Raw genomic sequence first — 1,998 nt, forward strand, 5'->3', positions numbered from 1 at the left:
GGCGCCACCGGTCACACCCGCCTACCCACACCCCACCCCGACATCTTCCGCAGGCCCCAAGGCCAACTATCCCGCTTACTCGCGGAATCGGGTCAGAGCAGCCGCTTCGCCGGCGTCGACTTCGCCACCAGCGCCGGATCGGCGGTGACGGAGCTGTCGAGCACCTCGTCGATGCGGGCCAGCGCGTCGGCCGGGATCGTCACCCCGGACGCCTTGACGTTCTCGGCGATCTGCTCCGGGCGGGACGCACCCACCAGCGCGGCGGCGACGTTGTCGTTCTGCAGCACCCAGGCGATCGCCAGCTGCGACATCGACAGACCCAGGTCGTCGGCGATCGGGTGCAGTTGCTGCACCCGGGTGAGCATCTCGTCGGTGAGGAACCGCTTGATGAAGTCGGCGCCGCCCTTGTCGTCGGTGGCCCGGGACCCGGCCGGCGGCGGCTGACCGGGCAGGTATTTGCCGGAGAGCACACCCTGGGCCATCGGCGACCAGACGATCTGGCTCAGCCCGAGCTCCCGGCAGGTCGGCACCACCTCGGGTTCGATCACCCGCCACAGCATCGAGTACTGCGGCTGGTTGGAGATCAGCGAGATCCCGAGCTGCCGGGCCAGCGCGTGCGCCTCGCTGATCTGCTTCGCGGTCCACTCGCTGACCCCGACGTAGAGCGCCTTGCCGGCCCGCACGATGTCGGCGAAGGCCTGCATGGTCTCCTCCAGCGGGGTGAACGCGTCGTAGCGGTGCGCCTGATACAGGTCGACGTAGTCAGTCTGCAGCCGGCGCAGCGAGCCGTCGATGCTCTCCAGCATGTGCTTGCGGGACAGGCCGGTATCGTTCTTGCCCAGCGGGGCGGGTCCGACCGGCCAGTACACCTTGGTGAAGATCTCCAGCGACTCGCGGCGGTGACCCTTCAGCGCGGCCCCGAGCACCGCCTCGGCGCGGCCGTTGGCGTAGACATCGGCGGTGTCGAAGGAGGTGATGCCGGCGTCGAGGGCCGCGCGCACGCAGGCGGTGGCGACGTCGTTCTCGATCTGCGAGCCGTGGGTGAGCCAGTTGCCGTAGGTGATCTCGGAGATCTGCAGGCCGGAGTCACCGAGGTAGCGGAATTCCATGGCTCCATCCTGTCGCACTATCCTCGACTTCGTGGGCAAGACAGTCGATCTCGCCAAGCTGGCCGAGGCGCTGCCCGGCTACCAGTTCGCGTTTCTGATCACCGTCGGCGACGACCACCGGGCGCACACCACCGCGCTCACCCCCCGCTACCACGCCGGGGTGTTCGACATCGGCCCGGTCGGTCGGCACGGCCGGGCCAACCTGGCCGGGCACCGCGGCGTCACCCTGGTCTTTCCGTCCCGCGACGTCGCCGAGTACTCGCTGATCGTGGACGGCGACGCCGAGCTGACCGGCGATCCCGCCGACCCGGTGCGGATCACCCCCACCCGGGCCCTGCTGCACCGGGTGTCGACCGGCGACGACGCCTACGACTGCGTGGTGCTCAGCGACGGATGACCCGCGTCGCTCACCGGACCAGTGGTCGGTAGAAGACCAGGCCGTTGCCCTTGTTGTCGTAGCACACGGCTCGGCGCTCGTGCGCGTCGTCGTAGGGACCGTTGACGATGCCGCCGCCGCTGGCCTCGATCGCCTTGGCCGCGCCGTCGACGTCGTCGGTCTTGATCCCGACCACCACCTGGCCGGGCATCGGGTGATCCAGCGCGGTGGCCAACGCGATCGTCACCGTCCCGCCGTCGAGCGCGGCGAAGTGCGCCCCGTCGCGGAACTTCACCGGGATGCCCAGGGTTTCACTGTAGAACCGGATCGATTCGTCCAGATCGTCGGTGGACAGGATGATCATCTTCACTTCGTGATCGCTCATCACTACCTCCATGTGGCTCAGTCGTTTCCAGCCTAGGTGCGTGGGTCAGTAACCGGCGATATCCGGTGTGTCGTTTCTGCGGTTGAACCGGGTGGTCGGCGAGGCTGTCGGTATGGGTTCGATGGCAG

Annotated in this window: 3 protein-coding genes; 1 reads left to right on the forward strand and 2 read right to left on the reverse strand. The window is 68.3% G+C overall.

The window, feature by feature from the left end:
* Positions 1-92: 92 nt before the first annotated feature.
* Positions 93-1,109 carry an aldo/keto reductase family protein gene (locus tag AC2VNT_RS09985; protein ID WP_486946704.1) on the reverse strand — a complete coding sequence of 339 codons (1,017 nt, stop codon included), beginning with the start codon at positions 1,107-1,109 and terminating at the stop codon, positions 93-95.
* Positions 1,110-1,140: 31 nt separating this feature from the next.
* On the opposite strand from AC2VNT_RS09985, the gene AC2VNT_RS09990 reads away from it, so the two are divergent.
* Positions 1,141-1,506 (forward strand): pyridoxamine 5'-phosphate oxidase family protein, encoded by a 366-nt coding sequence (locus AC2VNT_RS09990; protein WP_486946705.1) that lies wholly within the window; start codon positions 1,141-1,143, stop codon positions 1,504-1,506.
* A 10-nt stretch (positions 1,507-1,516) separates the two neighbouring features.
* Here AC2VNT_RS09990 and AC2VNT_RS09995 read toward each other — a convergent pair whose 3' ends face one another.
* Complete coding sequence (locus AC2VNT_RS09995) at positions 1,517-1,870, reverse strand: VOC family protein (protein ID WP_486946706.1); 354 nt, start codon at positions 1,868-1,870, stop codon at positions 1,517-1,519.
* Between the last annotated feature and the right edge of the window lie 128 nt (positions 1,871-1,998).

The organism is Mycobacterium sp. TH-M15 (assembly GCF_057473705.1).

Excerpts from the sequence above, each read along its gene's own strand:
- AC2VNT_RS09995 (WP_486946706.1), bottom strand. The coding sequence starts at position 1,870 with ATGAGCGATCACGAAGTGAAGATGATCATCCTGTCCACCGACGATCTG.
- AC2VNT_RS09985 (WP_486946704.1), bottom strand. The coding sequence starts at position 1,109 with ATGGAATTCCGCTACCTCGGTGACTCCGGCCTGCAGATCTCCGAGATC.